The organism is Emticicia fontis, assembly GCF_054779675.1.
On the sequence record NZ_BAAGXU010000021.1, the window covers coordinates 1 to 14,264 of the forward strand.

The following is a 14,264-nucleotide window of genomic DNA, read 5'->3' on the forward strand; positions in this document are numbered from 1 at the left end:
TTTGGTCACTTACAATTTAAGCAACCGATGCCCTTTCTCAAAATTTAAACATGTTCTTATTAGCGGTTTATCAACATAGGTATCATTAGAAAAGTTTAGCAGTATTCACAAAGCGCTTAAGTATTATCTTCAATATAAGTAGTTGGCTTAGAAAAGTTTCCTTCCCAATAAATAGGTATTTGTTTGCAACTATTACATTTGATAACACTTGTCATTTTCATATACAATAGTTAAAGAGAAGTAATAGGGTGATTAACAGAGCGTTTGAGAATGGTTTAATGAAATTAGCAATTATCGAATAATTTAAGCTTGTGGTTAGTATAAAAATCAGTTAGTTCAAGGTATAAACAGAATAGGCAAAGAGTAAAATAGAAATTATAGAGAATAGGAGAAAATAGCAAAGCTCTGCTAACGCTATTATTCTGATTTGCTTTTTGCTAAAACCATGAAAAAGTCGGAATAGGTAATTTGCCAATAAAGAAATCGAGTAAAGAATGATAGTAACGCAAAAGCAAAATAGAAATTTGTAAATAGAGAATTGAAAGAAGTTATCAGAAATCCTATGACTGATTTCTTCTTTACTTATTAAACTCATTCCCGCAGCAATAAAAAGAAGAATGCTGCCTATAATTAGGAGGATTATTTTTACAATAAAATACGCAATTTTATAGGCAGACATTTAATTTATTAGAAAATCAACATTAATTATTTTCCGATCATTTTTGTGAGAATTGTACATAATAGATCCCTTCCTGATTACGTCTTTCGCCAAGTGCATTATACGCTTTAACCAATTTCTGCCATTCATTATCAGGGATAGATTTATACGCTCTATCATATTCTCCTAGATTTCTTGAGTAAAAATGGGGCAATTCAGGGTTAAAATCCACCCATCTGCCTTCTTCCCAGCTCTTGTCGTTGGCAAAATAATGAGCAACTGTGGCTACCAATGCACCATTCGGAAGCTTTAGCTTGGATAGTTTTTGAGTATCTATTTTTAATATTTTTATCGCTTCATGCTTAGCATTTTCTGCATCCATGCTCATATCAGTAAATACGGCCATGATACCGGTTTCATTATTAATCAATATTCCTGGATTAACACATCCATCCTTAAATTTTCCACACTGTACATTCCAGTTATTTACTAGTACATCTGAATTGTATTTTTCCTGAAGTGATTTATTGCGAAGAATAATTTCGTATTTAATCCGATTAATGCCTTTTATATCATAATAGTTAAGGAATTTTGAAACTGAAAGGGTAATGTTTCCAGGATTAGACGCAGAAGATTCAATAAAGTCTATTTCTTTCATAGTCTAGCAGTTTTAATGTTTTTGTATGCTACAAACCTAAGGAAATCTACGCTAAATGCCAAGAGGATATAAGCTTGTTAGTAGAAATAAACAGGAGTTGGAAAATACTAGCTGATTGTCCAACATTTTGTCGTAATTTTACCGCAGTATCATATAACCTAAGTTTTGTTTTTCGCTCATGAGTAGTACGTACGGAACAATTTTTAAGATTTCAACATTTGGTGAATCGCATGGTAAAGCCATCGGAGTGGTAATAGATGGTTGTCCTGCAGGTGTAGATTTTGACGAAGCATTTATTCAGAATGAATTAGACCGTCGTAAACCCGGACAATCGCGCATAACAACCCAACGCAAAGAATCTGATGAATTTCAGGTATTGTCAGGTATTTTTGAGGGAAAAACAACTGGAACACCTATTGCGATGGTGATTCCGAACGAAGACCAACGTTCTAAAGACTATGGGCATATTGCTCACCAGTTCCGTCCGTCACATGCCGATTATACTTATACAGCTAAATATGGCGTACGCGATTACCGTGGTGGTGGCCGTAGCTCAGCTCGTGAAACAGCAGCCCGTGTTGCCGCAGGAGCATTAGCAAAGATTGTATTGTCGTCACTGCAGATTACTGTGCAGGCTTACGTATCTCAGGTAGGAAAAATCAAATTAGGTAAAGAATATTGGGAATTAGATTTATCAAAAACAGATGATAATGCCGTGCGTTGCCCTGATGCAGATGTGGCACAACAAATGTTTGATTTTATTGATGAAACCCGTAAAAAAGGTGATTCAATCGGGGGGATTATTACCTGTGTTATTAAAGGTGTTCCAGCAGGTTGGGGAGAACCCGTATTTGATAAACTACATGCCGAATTAGGCAAAGCTATGTTGGGTATCAATGCCGTAAAAGGTTTTGAATACGGTAGTGGCTTTGATGGGGTTGAGCTTTACGGTTCGCAACATAACGACGAATTCTTTATGGGTGAAGACGGAAAAGTGCATACCAAAACTAATCACTCAGGCGGTATTCAGGGTGGTATTTCTAATGGAGAAGATATTTATTTCAGAGTAGCTTTTAAGCCTGTGGCAACCATTATGCAAGACCAGGAGAGTGTGAATGATGAAGGTGAGAAAGTAACTGTGTCTGGTAAAGGCCGCCACGACCCATGTGTATTACCTCGTGCTGTACCAATTGTAGAAGCAATGGCGGCATTAGTATTGGCCGATTTTAGTTTAAGAAGCAAGAGTAATAAGTTATAAAAACAATCTTTGCAGAAAGACCGTTTAATAGGTATTAGGGCAAAAAAAGACCCCTGTATACTAGGTTTTTTCAAAATTGTTCTATTTTTGTATAAAAAAGCTTTCCTGATGGAATTTATTCCTTCCGATATTGACAAATATTGCGTAGAACACACTACGCCCGAAAATGACCTATTGAGTAAACTCAACCGTGAAACTCATGCGAAGGTCTTACAGTCCCGAATGCTTTCGGGGCATCTGCAAGGGCGTTTTCTATCCATGTTGTCTCATATGATTCAGCCAAAGCTTATTCTTGAAATCGGTACTTACACAGGTTATTCTGCCTTATGTCTGGCTGAGGGTTTAGCAGAAAACGGAAAAATTATCACGATTGATGTCAACGAAGAATTAGAGGAATTTGTCAGAGATTTCTTCAAACAATCTCCTTTAAATGATAAAATAGATTTCAGGATTGGTAATGCGATGCATATTATCCCATTAATTGCTGATTCGTTTGATCTTGTTTTTATTGATGCCGACAAATTGAATTATGCCAATTATTATGATTTGGTTTTCGACAAAGTGCGTTCAGGTGGATATATTATTGCTGATAATGTATTGTGGAGTGGAAAAGTGAGCAACCCATCTGCTAAAGATAAAGACACTATCGCCATCAGAGATTTCAATAAAAAAATTCAGGACGACGAACGTGTGGAGAATATCCTTCTCCCGATTCGTGATGGATTGATGGTGTTGCGGAAGAAGTAAGAAATTAAGAGGTATTCCAATACCCTGATTTATATAAATTGTGCTTTAAATTATAATTTCCTAATTCCATGAAAAAAACGTTAGCTTTCTCGTTTTTTCTGGTAAGCATCCACGTGGCTTTTGCTCAACAGCCCAGCTTACCCGAGGTATCCAGAAAAGTTGATTTTGCGGGTATAACCGTAGAATTAGACGCAGATGCCCAAAAACTTGTTCAAAAAGAGGTTTCTACATTATTAATTCCTGAGAATAAATATGTACTGGATAAACTCCAACGAATCCAATGGTATTTTCCGGTAATTGAACGTATTCTTGAACTGGAAAAAGTACCTGACGATTTCAAATACCTAGCAGTTGTTGAAAGTTCATTATTGCCTGATGCTGTTTCAAGTTCAAATGCCGTAGGTTTCTGGCAGATGAAAGCCAGCACAGCACAGGAAATGGGTCTGCGAGTAGACAGCGATATTGACGAAAGAAAAAATATCTATGCTTCTACAAGAGCTGCGGCAGCTTACCTGAAACGCAACAATCAGATTTACAAAAACTGGATTTCTACGCTTTATTCTTATATGCTGGGAGCAGGTGGAATCAGTAAAATTGTGCCTTCTGAATGGACTAACGCCTCAAAAGTTGAATTTGATAGCCGCACGGACCGTTACTTATTGAAAACCATTGCGGCGCGCATTGCCTTTGAATACCGCATGAACCGCATGAAAGATAATTCTTTTGCTTTTGTAGAGTATCGTAAAGGCAGAGGTAAAACATTATCTCAAATAGCATCAATGGTTGATGTAGATGCAACAGATTTGAAGAAAAATAATACATGGTTACAAACCAATACCATTCCTGAAGATTATTCAGTGGCCATTTTAGTGCCTGTAACCAGGCTAGACGAGGTACAAACTAAAATAGGTCGTCAACCAGACGTAGTAGCTAGTAAAGGTAGTAAACCTAAGAAAGAAGAAGTCAAGCATCGCGATTATCCGGTGTTAGAGCGCGTTACTACACAGGTTAATAATGAAGAAGATCCTGTTTTCTACACAATCAATGAAATGAAAGGGATTCTTGCTAAACCAGGTGATGATATTGCTTCTTTGGCAAGAGGAGGGAAATTGAAAATTAAAGATTTCCTGCTTTTCAATGACATGACCGACAGAGACGCCATTGAGGAAGGACAAGTCTATTATCTGCAAAGAAAATTGCGCAAAGGGCCTATTGAAAAGCATCAGGTGCAGTCAGGTGAAACGATGTGGAGTATTTCGCAGATGTTTGGTATCAAACTAAAAAACCTACTGAAGTTCAACCGGATGCGAACAGCACAACCGATTCAGGAAGGACAGATTGTTTACTTACAAAAGAAACGTCCGAAGAACGATCCGATAGAAAACAGTAAAGGTATCAAAGAGCAAGAGCCTGAGCGTAAAGTACCTATGATGGAAAATTACGAAGGGGAAACTATAGCTAAGAGCAATAATACCAAGCCAAAGAAAACTCCGAGTCCTGAGGAGGTAATGGAAAACTCAGGTGAAACCGTTGTAATCGAAAGAACTACCAAAAGACCGCAATCTAAAAACGAACCGGCAAAGGAAACAGCTACTACTGTAACTGCTCCAGTAAAAGAATATAGTGAGGATGATGATATAGTGGTGATTTCGGAAGATGATGATAAGGATAATACAGGTTATACTTCTACTGCACCTGTAAAACCTGCGCCTACAAATCCGAATGTAACGATTAAGAACTCTCCATCAACAACAGAGGTTAAGAAAAATACACCGGCAGCAACCACAACAAGTGCGTCGGTTTCTAAATCTTCCGTGCACACAGTAGACGTAGGACAAACCCTTTACAGTATTGCGCGCCAGTATAAAGTGTCTGTAAAAGACTTAGCCTCATGGAATGGTTTTGCCACTAATGAACGTGTAAAAGTGGGTCAGGAAATCATTGTAAGCAATAAAGGAAAAGTAGCTTCGGCAAGTGCTTCGAATGATGTTCCTACTACACCATCAAAGGCAGAAAAGGCTGGAGGAGTAGCTACACATCAGGTAGCTAAAGGCGAAACCTTATTCAGTATTGCGAAACGTTATAGCGTGGCCATGAAACAAATTCAGGAATGGAACAATATGAACGACCAGAACGTTAAAATAGGACAGAAGTTAATTATCAGAAAGATTTAAAGAATTGCGTATCTTTGATACGTTAAAAATAAATTTTATCGTTTACCTATGCCATACTTCTCAGTATGGCATATTTTATTGCCTTTATAATGATATTAATAGACAATACTTGTATCAGTGATGATGTTGCAGAGAAATTTTTCGTTTGCAATTTAGAAAAGTGCAAGGGAGCCTGCTGTGTAGAAGGAGATTTAGGTGCTCCTCTGGAAGAATCTGAATTGCCGATACTGGAAGAGATATACGCAGAAGTAAAACCTTATCTTTCAGAAGCCGGAATAAAGGCTATTGAAGAGCAAGGCAAATATATCAAAGATTGGGAAGGAGATTTCTCAACCCCAACCATCGATGACCGTGAGTGTGCATACGCAATATATGATGAGAGGGGAATCCTGAAATGCGGCATTGAGCAAGCGTATCTGGATGGTAAAATCTCATGGAAAAAACCTATCTCCTGCCATTTATACCCAATCCGTATCACCAAATACGAAAGCTTCCATGCCCTTAATTATGATCGTTGGTCTATTTGCAGTGATGCCTGTGAATTAGGTGATAAACTAGGTGTGCCAGTCTATAAATTCTTAAAAGAGCCTCTCATTCGTTCTTATGGGGAGAAATGGTATAATACTTTGGAGAAAGAGATAGAGAGTAAATAATCGTCGATTGCAGAATGTCGAATAGGAATTTCTAATTCGACATTCTGCAATCGAAAATCTACTATAAAATCAATCACTAACTCACTTAATTCCTATGGCTTCCTCCCAAGAAAACCTTTTTGATGATATATATCAGGTAGTTCGATTAATACCAGTTGGCCGAGTAACCAGTTATGGCGCGATAGCACAGTATCTGGGCTCGAAAGCAGGGGCGAGGATGGTCGGTTGGGCGATGAATGCCTGCCATAATATGCCTGACGTACCTGCCCATAGGGTAGTAAACCGTAATGGGGTTTTAAGTGGCAAACACCACTTTGGTGAGAATGTAATGCAGGAAAGATTAGAGACAGAAGGAGTGAAGGTGGAAAATGATAAGGTAGTAGATTTTGATAAACGCTTCTGGAATCCTTTAACAGAATTATTGTAGACTGTCTACAAAGAAAAAACCCCCGAAACTCGGGGGTATTTCTCAACTTTATAGCCATGAAAACTAATTTCTTTATAACATAAGGCAATGTATGTTTATGCTAATGTTAATTTTAAATCGTTTAATTTCTTTCTGATAGAAGTATCTACTTGTCTGTCCTCTAACTTCAACACATAACCTCCAATCAGTTCTTCATTGATTTTCTCCTCTAAAATTACATCTTTTTTGGTAGCTTTAGCAACCAGATCTGTAAATTCTTTGCGTTGGGCATCTGTCAATGGAGAAACAGTAGTAATTGTAGCTTTTTGAATACCCTTTTGATCGTTGTACAGCTTTTGAAATTCTTCAGCGATCGGATATATCAAATTCTCTCTATGTTTCTTTGTTAAGACGTTGAATATTGAATAAGTCACATCGTTCACACGATTTTCAAAAATATTTTTCAATATTCCTAATTTTTTGTCGTGACGAACGATTGGATTGTTCATAACAACAGCAAATTGTCTGTTTTCGTTGCAAATTTTTTGAAACAACAACATATCGTCGTTTACCTTATCTACAACATTTTTTTCTGTTGCCAGGTCAAATAATGACTTAGCGTATCTGTATGCAACTATTGAATCTGCCATTTTTTCTATGTCTGGAACTGAATTCTCGGTTGCAACATATATTTATACAAAAATACAACCGACTCTATCAAAAAAACAAATTTTGGAACACTTATTTTGCAAAAGCTTAACAAGAATATAGCAAAAAGGTAATAATTTTTATTTAACGGTAAGAAGTAAACTGATAGACTAAATCGATTAGTTTAACTTCGCTTCCGAAATAAGATTTGATACCAGCGACTCTTGTGCTTTTTTATCTGTCAATTCTTTGCGTAAAACCTTCTCAGCAATTTCGATAGAGAAAGCAGCTACATCTTTTTTCATCTGAGCAACCATAGCTGTTTTTTCTTGTTGAATTGCTTCACGTGCATCAGCAATAATTTTAGCGCCTTCTGAAACTGCTTTTTCTTTAGCTTCCGCCAACATATTGTCAGATGCATTTTTAGCTTCACGGATAATTTTATCGCGTTCTAAACGAGCTTCTGCAATAATTCTATCGTTATCAGCCTTCAATTTTGCCATCTCTGCACGTGTTTCTTCTGCCATTCTCAAAGCTGAATCAATCGAATCTTCACGCTCTTTTAAGGCGCTCAGGATTGGTTTCCATGCGAATTTAGCTAAGAAGAAAACTAAAATACCAAAAACCAAAAGCATCCAGACAATTAATCCAGGGCTGGGGGTTAGTAATTCCATATCAGTTAAATGATTTTATTTTAATTATTTGATTTGTAAAGACCTCTTATCTATAACAACTATTTTATTATAAACTACTTTACACTTGTCGTCAGATACTGGATTGAATCCTGTACTAACGCCTAATGCGAGTAGTACAGGATTTTAATCAGAGTCGTTTACTTTTGATCCTTAAACTAATTTGAAAGAAATCAAAAGACAGATTACTGCTGCAAAAAGCGCTACGGCTTCTACAAGGGCAGCGATGATGATCATCATCGTTTGGATTTTGTTAGCTGCTTCTGGTTGACGAGCTACACCTTCCAACGCGCTACCACCGATACGGCCAAGACCTACACCAGCACCGATAGCTGCAAGACCAGCACCAATTGCTGCGCCCATTACTGCGAATCCACGAGTTGCATCAGCACCTGCTTGTAAAAGAACTTGTAATAAAGACATGATTAAACAATTTATATTAGTGAAACAATAAATACAACGTTAGAAAATAATGATCAATGACCGTGGTCTGCTTCGTGGTGTTCTTCGATAGCACTACCAATATACATTGATGATAACAAAGTAAAGATGAAAGCCTGCAAGAATGCAACTAATAACTCGATGGCATTCATGAATAAGGTAAAGATAGTAACTACACCACCTACGGCAAAGCTTTTAAAGATGAAAATCAAACCTAACAAACTTAAAATGATAATGTGACCAGCCGTGATATTAGCGAAAAGTCGTATCATTAATGACATAGGCTTCATGAATACACCGGCAATCTCAACTACCCACATCAAAGGCAACATCAATACAGGTACGCCTTCTGGTTTTACTAAGTGTAACCAATAATGTTTGTTAGCATTGATATGTGTGATGAAGAACGTGATAACCGCCAGAATCAAAGTAATAGCAATGTTACCTGTTACGTTAGCACCACCCGGTAATAAACCTAAAAGGTTGTTGATTAGAACAAAGAAAAACAAAGTCAACAAATATGGTAAATACTTAGCGTATTTAGGGCCAATATTTGGTTTAACCACTTCGTCTCTGATAAAGAAGATAATAGGCTCAATAAATGATTGGATACCTTTAGGTGCTTTTCCACGATTAGCCTGAAAACTTTTGGCTACTGTTGACATCAAGACAATCAGTATAATCGCACTTAATAAAAGTGAGGCTACGTTTTTAGTAATGGAAAAATCCCATACGTGGATTTTCTCATCAATAGTACCATCCGGACTTAATCTGTGAATGTGTTCGTGTAAGTTAATGTATCCGTTATAAACATTGTGTCCTTCTTTGAATCTGGCAGAAGAAAATACTTCCACGCCATATTCTTTTGTATAAAGGATAACCGGAAGCGGGATGGTTGCACCATGCGAAAATTCCCATTCATGAGAATCCGAAATATGGTGCATAATCATTTCACCGATATTAAATGCTTCTTCCTCGTGTGTAGCTTCTTCTTTAGCTTCATGATGACCTTCGTGTCCTTCTTGTGCTAACGAAAAAGTTATAGAAAAGATTGATAATGAGGCTATTAATAAGAACTTATTCGTAAGTAAACGCAACATATTTTTTGAATTATTCGTCAATAAAAGTTTCTGGATAATCACTTTTCTGAATTTTGGCGCAAGTTACTATTTAAATTCCAAATCTCAAAGATTGTGTAAAATAAATATAATACAAAAAAGTTTGCTACGAACAATTCTTGCTTTTCTAAACCCCGGTACAATTCGATACCAATAAAGATAATGCTCAGGAGTAGACGTAAAGCCACTGTGGCAAGATAAAATGGGATAAAGTTTTTACGTTTTTCTTTAAAACCTAATTCGATGATACGATTAAAGAGAAAGGAATAAGCCACAAAAAAGCTCAGGATAACCCATTTTTGCTGATGTAACAGATGGCCAAGCCCGATGGCGTCAGCTAAAAAAAATACAATTATCAGGAGGCTGGTAAGTATAAGAGTTTTTGACATAAAGTGCTGGTGTAAATGCAAATAAGGCGCTTTTATTGCTTCGGTAACTGCCTTATTACATTATATAAAGAAATTCCGATGGAAGTGAGCGACAAAACAAGTGTCCAGACAGGTGTTTTATGAGCGGCTCTTTCATCGAGCCAATAACCAAACCACGTACCCAGACCAATGGTCAGAATCATCTGTAAGCCAATCTGGGTAAATTTCAGCCAGGTCCTGGTGTTTTTCACGTCGTTGTTCTCTTCCATACGTTTGGTGTTTTTTATGCAAAATTACGATTTAATCGCAGAAGTCTGATAAATCATGTTCACTAAATAATAAGTAGCATCTCTCACACCTTCATAAGCGGCCTTTAAAGCATCCTCCAAACTTTGTGGTTTATTCAAAATTGAAGAAGCATATAGAATACCCATCTCCTGCATTTGTTGCGGCGTAGCATCCAAAGTGCCACAAATAGCAGCAATCGGGATATTTTGTGCCTGACTTGTAATACCTTTTACTAATTTGCCTTGCAGAGTCTGGTTATCAATCTTGCCTTCTCCTGTAATAATTAAATCAACACCTTGCAGATGTTTCTCAAAACCACAGAAATCCATTAGGAGTTTTACTCCCTCTTTTAATTCAGCATTCAGAAAAAATACACAGCCAAAGCCTAGTCCACCTGCAGCACCAAAGCCAGGATTATTAAACGTTTCTTCTGATAAACCTGTGATTTTTGCAAAATCTTTTAAACCTTTATCTAATATAGCTACTTTCTCTGCATCAGCGCCTTTTTGTGGGCCATAGATATAAGCTGCACCATTGATGCCATATAATGGATTTGTAACATCACAAGCTACCTGAATTTTAGGTAACTGAGAAGCAAGAGGAGAGGGGATAATTTTTCTTATTTGTGATAAGTTACCACCGATTGCATCTATTTCTTTGTCTTCTGCATCAAAAAACTGCCATCCCAGAGCTTTAGCCATCCCTATGCCTGCATCGGTAGTAGCGCTACCGCCAATACCTAACATAATCTGTTCAACACCTGCCTCTATCGCAACCTTAATTAGTTCGCCTGTTCCATAAGTACTAGTTAATAAGGGATTTCGTTCATCAGTTTTTAATAAACTCAAACCCGAAGCCGTAGCCATTTCGATAAAAGCAGTTTTGCCATCAGCTGAAATGCCATATTGTGCATCAATGATTCTGCCAAGCGGGTCTTTTACCTGTGCTGTTTTCTTTTGCCCACCCGAATACCATAGAAGTAAATCTAAAGTACCTTCGCCTCCATCAGCCATTGGTACACTTATAGTCTCAATTTCGGTTGATACCATTTTAATTCCCTCGGTCATGGCCTGGCATACTTGTTGGGCATCAAGCGAGCCTTTAAATTTATCGGGAGCTAAGAGTATTTTCATTCAAATGGTGTAGCGATTCTTCTATTGGCCAAAAAATGTTTATCAGTTTCTGTTTGTTCAGGAGTATGCTTAGGCGTATCCATTGGTGAAATATATTTATTAACACCCACCATGATTTTGCCGTTTTGCAAAGCTTCTACTTTCTGCTGATAGGCCTTTTGTATTTCTGTTTGTATAAATTCCTCTTCAAAGGCTTGTATAATACCGCCTTTTTTCTCGACAACCAAGAATAACTCCCAGGCTTTGGCTGATAAATCATTAGTCAGGTTTTCTATATAATAAGACCCGGCTGATACATCAATGCTTTTGCCCAGATAACTTTCATCACTAAGCAGAACTGAAATATTACGGGCAATTCTTTCACTCGTTTCATTGTATGATTTTCCAAACACGGCATCGTATGCATGAATAGTCAAAGAATCACATCCTCCAATTACTGCTGACATAGCTTCTGTTGTGGCTCTCAGCATGTTGGTATTAGCATCCAGAATTGAGTCATAAAAATCAGAAGTCTGGCAATTAATCTGACAAGTGGTAATCGGGCATTGATAAGCCTCCAGAATCTTACTCCACAGAAAACGAAGACTTCTGATTTTGGCAATCTCCATAAAGTAATTAGACCCGATTGCCAAAGAAAATTCTATCTTAGATACTATCTGCTCAATGTTTATTCCAAGCCCTGTTAGTTTGTCCAAATAAGTCGTTACAGAGGCCAATGTAAAAGCCAATTCTTGTACCGCATTCGCACCTGCATTATGAAACACATCAGACCGAATAGTAATAGCTGTAAAAGCCGGATAAGCGGTACAATAAGTAATGAGTTTTTTTGTACTTTCCCAAGTTGAATCATTATTTTTTGCCTTTCCTGTAAAGAAACTACCTAACGAATCATAGATAAGCCCACCCTTGGGTTGATAATGAATATATTTGCTGAGTGATTCAAGTAAAGACTCATTATCTGATGTCTGAAAATAAACAGGGGTATCACTCAGTTTAATTTTGTCCAGTAATTTTATGAAATCAATTTGCTTGATATCTGTCTCTCCAAAGTCAATCACCACAGCATCTGCACCCTTAGCGAATAGGTCAATAACTAAGCTATTAGTCGATTTTTCCTGCGAAAATTTAACTACTGGCCTGTTTTGCCAGGTAGATGTCTTTTTGCTGGCCTGGGCTTGTTGAATTTTCTGGAGTGGGAGCGTGGCTAAGTCTTCTTCCGAGTAATAAGGCTGGGTCAGAATTCCTTCAGGAGTATTCCAGACAAGGGTCTCTTGAAAATCTTTTCCCTTCAAATCTTTTAAAACCTGTGTCTCCCAATTTTCTTTTGTCGATTCCGCAAATTCATCAAAGAATTTTTTAGCCATGTTAGAATTGTATTTTTTGATGAAAAAATTCAGTTATCAAAGCAAATGTAAAGGTACATTTTGTATTATTATTAGGCAAATCAAATTTGGCAAAATAATGTTTAAGAATTGCTTTGAAAATACATGAAAAATCTCAAAATTCACTTCTTGGTAGATACATAAATTTTAGTATCTTTGCACCCCCTTTAAGAATCCCATATAGGCCAATGACTATTTTAGAAACTCCTAAAGTTCAACGAGATGTTGATATAGTATGGCAGAATTGCCTCAAAATTATCCGCGATAGTATCTCGGAACAAAGTTTTAAGACTTGGTTCGAGCCTATTATTCCGGGTAAATTGGAGGGTAAAAAGCTGACTATTCAAGTTCCGAGCCAATTCTTTTATGAGTGGTTGGAGGAGAACTATGTGCATCTGTTGAGGAAATCTTTAGATTATGCCATTGGTCGTGATGGTATGCTGGAGTATTCTATTATAGTAGACAGTGGAGACCAGAAGAAGAAAGAACCGCCTATCGCTATCAATATGCCGCAGCAAAATCCTTCGGCGGGTAGAGTAGACAATAATCAAGCAAATCAGATAAGCGATCAGGTAAGAAACCCTTTCGAAATGAAGGATTTAGATTCTTTGAATCTGGACTCTTACCTGAATCCGAATTATACATTCGATAATTTTGTAGAGGGAGACTGTAACCGACTGGCCAGAGCAGCTGGTTTCGCTGTAGCTTCTAAACCAGGGGTAACTTCTTTTAACCCTTTAATGATTTATGGTGGAGTGGGGCTTGGCAAAACTCACCTGGTGCAAGCCATTGGAAATTTTATGAAAAACAGAGCAGGCAATAAGTTTGTGCTCTATGTATCTTCCGAAAAATTCACCAGCCAGTTTATCAACGCCATCAGAAATAATAGCCTGCAGGATTTTATGAATTTCTATATGCAGGTTGATATTCTGATTATTGACGACGTTCAGTTCTTATCAGGTAAGGAAAAGACTCAGGAGACTTTCTTCCATATCTTTAACCATCTGCATCAATCAGGCAAACAAATTGTAATGACTTCTGACCGCCCGCCACGTGAACTGGAAGGAGTAGAAGACCGTTTATTATCCCGTTTTAAATGGGGCTTAACTGCTGACTTACAAACGCCTGATTTTGAAACACGTATCGCCATTATTCAAAGAAAAGTACAGGCAGAAGGTATTTCTATAGCTTATGAAGTAATTGAGTACCTGGCACATAGCATTGATACTAACGTGCGTGAGTTGGAGGGAGTCGTGATTTCTTTATTGGCACAGGCTTCATTGACTCGTAGAGATATTGATGTAGATTTAGCAAAAAATACACTTCGTCATTTGATAAAAGATTCTGAAAAAGAGGTGACGATTGATACGATTATTGAATCAGTAACGGAACATTTTAAAGTACGTATCCCTGACCTGAAAGGCAAAAGCCGTTTACGTGAGATTGTATTGCCTCGCCAGATAGCGATGTATCTCGCTAAGGAATTAACCAATTTATCTTTAAAATCAATTGGCTATCATTTCGGAGGTCGTGACCACAGTACAGTTATTCATGCCATCCAAACAGTGAATGACCTGGTAGATACTGATAAAGACATTAGCGGAGCAGTAAATAAACTCCTGAAGATGTTTAGAAAATAG

The 14,264-nt window shown here is 37.4% G+C and carries 15 protein-coding genes; 6 read left to right on the top strand and 9 right to left on the bottom strand.

Translation table 11 applies throughout. The features are described 5' to 3' along the window. Positions 1 to 716 precede the first annotated feature (716 nt). The gene (locus ACYVFA_RS12125) at positions 717 to 1,316 is read right to left on the bottom strand and encodes a DUF3239 domain-containing protein (RefSeq protein ID WP_460472090.1); all 600 of its coding nucleotides are present in this window, start codon (positions 1,314 to 1,316) and stop codon (positions 717 to 719) included. 178 nt (positions 1,317 to 1,494) lie between these two features. Here ACYVFA_RS12125 and aroC point away from each other — a divergent pair, with 178 nt between their 5' ends. The 5 genes from aroC (at position 1,495) to ACYVFA_RS12150 (ending at position 6,575) form a co-directional block, all read left to right on the top strand. Continuing rightward, positions 1,495 to 2,574, top strand: coding sequence for a chorismate synthase (aroC, locus tag ACYVFA_RS12130; RefSeq protein ID WP_460472091.1), 1,080 nt, complete (start codon positions 1,495 to 1,497; stop codon positions 2,572 to 2,574). 108 nt (positions 2,575 to 2,682) lie between these two features. Then, on the top strand, positions 2,683 to 3,321 hold the full coding sequence (locus ACYVFA_RS12135) for an O-methyltransferase (RefSeq protein ID WP_460472092.1): 639 nt from the start codon (positions 2,683 to 2,685) through the stop codon (positions 3,319 to 3,321). A 68-nt stretch (positions 3,322 to 3,389) separates the two neighbouring features. Next, a complete protein-coding gene (locus ACYVFA_RS12140) occupies positions 3,390 to 5,495 on the top strand; it encodes a lytic transglycosylase domain-containing protein (RefSeq protein WP_460472093.1) in 2,106 nt (701 codons plus the stop codon). Positions 5,496 to 5,584: 89 nt separating this feature from the next. Further along, the gene (locus tag ACYVFA_RS12145) at positions 5,585 to 6,148 is read left to right on the top strand and encodes a DUF3109 family protein (RefSeq protein WP_460472318.1); all 564 of its coding nucleotides are present in this window, start codon (positions 5,585 to 5,587) and stop codon (positions 6,146 to 6,148) included. 94 nt (positions 6,149 to 6,242) lie between these two features. Further along, a complete protein-coding gene (locus tag ACYVFA_RS12150; RefSeq protein ID WP_460472094.1) occupies positions 6,243 to 6,575 on the top strand; it encodes an MGMT family protein in 333 nt (110 codons plus the stop codon). A gap of 95 nt (positions 6,576 to 6,670) precedes the next feature. Here ACYVFA_RS12150 and atpH read toward each other — a convergent pair whose 3' ends face one another. The 8 genes from atpH to ACYVFA_RS12190 form a co-directional block, all read right to left on the bottom strand. Then, positions 6,671 to 7,204, bottom strand: a complete 534-nt coding sequence (gene atpH, locus ACYVFA_RS12155; RefSeq protein ID WP_460472095.1) for a F0F1 ATP synthase subunit delta — start codon at positions 7,202 to 7,204, stop codon at positions 6,671 to 6,673. 177 nt (positions 7,205 to 7,381) lie between these two features. Then, complete coding sequence (gene atpF / locus ACYVFA_RS12160) at positions 7,382 to 7,876, bottom strand: ATP synthase subunit B family protein (RefSeq protein ID WP_460472096.1); 495 nt, start codon at positions 7,874 to 7,876, stop codon at positions 7,382 to 7,384. A 171-nt stretch (positions 7,877 to 8,047) separates the two neighbouring features. Beyond that, a complete protein-coding gene (gene atpE, locus ACYVFA_RS12165) occupies positions 8,048 to 8,317 on the bottom strand; it encodes a F0F1 ATP synthase subunit C (RefSeq protein WP_116980791.1) in 270 nt (89 codons plus the stop codon). 53 nt (positions 8,318 to 8,370) lie between these two features. Next, positions 8,371 to 9,435 carry a FoF1 ATP synthase subunit a gene (gene atpB, locus ACYVFA_RS12170; protein ID WP_460472097.1) on the bottom strand — a complete coding sequence of 355 codons (1,065 nt, stop codon included), beginning with the start codon at positions 9,433 to 9,435 and terminating at the stop codon, positions 8,371 to 8,373. Positions 9,436 to 9,473: 38 nt separating this feature from the next. Beyond that, positions 9,474 to 9,842 (bottom strand): hypothetical protein, encoded by a 369-nt coding sequence (locus tag ACYVFA_RS12175; RefSeq protein ID WP_460472098.1) that lies wholly within the window; start codon positions 9,840 to 9,842, stop codon positions 9,474 to 9,476. A 32-nt stretch (positions 9,843 to 9,874) separates the two neighbouring features. After that, positions 9,875 to 10,090 carry an AtpZ/AtpI family protein gene (locus ACYVFA_RS12180; protein ID WP_460472099.1) on the bottom strand — a complete coding sequence of 72 codons (216 nt, stop codon included), beginning with the start codon at positions 10,088 to 10,090 and terminating at the stop codon, positions 9,875 to 9,877. 24 nt (positions 10,091 to 10,114) lie between these two features. Next, positions 10,115 to 11,242, bottom strand: coding sequence for a glycerate kinase (locus ACYVFA_RS12185; protein ID WP_460472100.1), 1,128 nt, complete (start codon positions 11,240 to 11,242; stop codon positions 10,115 to 10,117). Next, complete coding sequence (locus ACYVFA_RS12190; protein WP_460472101.1) at positions 11,239 to 12,606, bottom strand: methylmalonyl-CoA mutase family protein; 1,368 nt, start codon at positions 12,604 to 12,606, stop codon at positions 11,239 to 11,241. Before ACYVFA_RS12190 ends, ACYVFA_RS12185 begins: the two co-directional genes overlap by 4 nt. A gap of 206 nt (positions 12,607 to 12,812) precedes the next feature. Between ACYVFA_RS12190 and dnaA the strand changes: the two genes are divergently transcribed. Continuing rightward, the gene (gene dnaA / locus ACYVFA_RS12195) at positions 12,813 to 14,264 is read left to right on the top strand and encodes a chromosomal replication initiator protein DnaA (protein ID WP_460472102.1); all 1,452 of its coding nucleotides are present in this window, start codon (positions 12,813 to 12,815) and stop codon (positions 14,262 to 14,264) included.

What these genes read in the sequence shown, in the direction of transcription:
- ACYVFA_RS12190 (WP_460472101.1), bottom strand. Translation starts at nt 12,606, where the DNA reads ATGGCTAAAAAATTCTTTGATGAATTTGCGGAATCGACAAAAGAAAAT.
- ACYVFA_RS12185 (WP_460472100.1), bottom strand. Translation starts at nt 11,242, where the DNA reads ATGAAAATACTCTTAGCTCCCGATAAATTTAAAGGCTCGCTTGATGCC.
- aroC (WP_460472091.1), top strand. Translation starts at nt 1,495, where the DNA reads ATGAGTAGTACGTACGGAACAATTTTTAAGATTTCAACATTTGGTGAA.
- atpB (WP_460472097.1), bottom strand. Translation starts at nt 9,435, where the DNA reads ATGTTGCGTTTACTTACGAATAAGTTCTTATTAATAGCCTCATTATCA.
- ACYVFA_RS12180 (WP_460472099.1), bottom strand. Translation starts at nt 10,090, where the DNA reads ATGGAAGAGAACAACGACGTGAAAAACACCAGGACCTGGCTGAAATTT.
- ACYVFA_RS12175 (WP_460472098.1), bottom strand. Translation starts at nt 9,842, where the DNA reads ATGTCAAAAACTCTTATACTTACCAGCCTCCTGATAATTGTATTTTTT.
- ACYVFA_RS12145 (WP_460472318.1), top strand. Translation starts at nt 5,585, where the DNA reads ATGATATTAATAGACAATACTTGTATCAGTGATGATGTTGCAGAGAAA.
- ACYVFA_RS12125 (WP_460472090.1), bottom strand. Translation starts at nt 1,316, where the DNA reads ATGAAAGAAATAGACTTTATTGAATCTTCTGCGTCTAATCCTGGAAAC.
- ACYVFA_RS12140 (WP_460472093.1), top strand. Translation starts at nt 3,390, where the DNA reads ATGAAAAAAACGTTAGCTTTCTCGTTTTTTCTGGTAAGCATCCACGTG.
- ACYVFA_RS12135 (WP_460472092.1), top strand. Translation starts at nt 2,683, where the DNA reads ATGGAATTTATTCCTTCCGATATTGACAAATATTGCGTAGAACACACT.
- atpE (WP_116980791.1), bottom strand. Translation starts at nt 8,317, where the DNA reads ATGTCTTTATTACAAGTTCTTTTACAAGCAGGTGCTGATGCAACTCGT.
- atpH (WP_460472095.1), bottom strand. Translation starts at nt 7,204, where the DNA reads ATGGCAGATTCAATAGTTGCATACAGATACGCTAAGTCATTATTTGAC.
- atpF (WP_460472096.1), bottom strand. Translation starts at nt 7,876, where the DNA reads ATGGAATTACTAACCCCCAGCCCTGGATTAATTGTCTGGATGCTTTTG.
- dnaA (WP_460472102.1), top strand. Translation starts at nt 12,813, where the DNA reads ATGACTATTTTAGAAACTCCTAAAGTTCAACGAGATGTTGATATAGTA.
- ACYVFA_RS12150 (WP_460472094.1), top strand. Translation starts at nt 6,243, where the DNA reads ATGGCTTCCTCCCAAGAAAACCTTTTTGATGATATATATCAGGTAGTT.